Below are 767 nucleotides of genomic sequence, written 5' to 3'. Positions count from 1 at the left end.
CAGCATGCAGTGTACTACACGAATGTTTTTCGGCTAGAACTTTCATCGTTACCGTTACGTTAATGATGTCGTTTTTTTACTCAACCGTTTTTCTCAGAGGACTTTTCACAATAAGCGATTTACCACCCCTCCACGACCAGCTTGCCCATCAACTCGCCATTCTCTATCACTTGATGCGCAGCGAGCAGGTTCTTAGCATTAATAGGGCGATAGGTATCAGCTAACACACTCTTCAAAATACCTTCATCTAAAAGGCGTGAGACTTCCGAAAGAATATGACGTTGTTCGATCATGTCAGGTGTTTTGAACATTGCTCGCGTAAACATGAATTCCCACACCAAACTCGCCGATTTAGGCTTCAACTTATTCAAAGCCAGTGGCTTCACATTATCTACAATGCAGCAAATTTTGCCTTGCGGCTTAATGATGTCACACATTGCATCGAAATGTTGATCAGTATGACTACAACACAGTATGTAATCAGCACCTTTGTAGCCAAGTGTCGAGATTTGCTGCTGAATATCGTCATGGTGATTTACAACATGCGCTGCACCTTGACTCACGCACCACTCAATTGCGCCACGTTTACTCGCTGTTACCACTACTTTCAAACCTGCTAAACGCGCGGCCATTTGTGTAGCAATTGCGCCCACTGAGCCAGAGCCGCCGATAATCAATAATGTTTTTTCGCTATTGTCTTTTGCAAGGCTAATTCCCAAGCGCTCAAATAAAGCTTCCCATGCAGTTAGGGAAATAAGCGGCATAGC

The 767-nt window shown here is 44.1% G+C and carries 1 protein-coding gene; it reads right to left on the bottom strand.

Annotated features, from left to right (window positions below):
* Nucleotides 1-119: 119 nt before the first annotated feature.
* Nucleotides 120-767 (bottom strand): zinc-binding dehydrogenase (locus A3739_RS17395; RefSeq protein ID WP_156502652.1); only part of this gene is annotated, 648 nt, incomplete at its 5' end.

The organism is Oleiphilus sp. HI0067 (assembly GCF_001635735.1).
The sequence above is the reverse complement of the archived record's forward strand: the minus strand, read 5'-3'. Positions and strand labels throughout refer to the sequence as shown.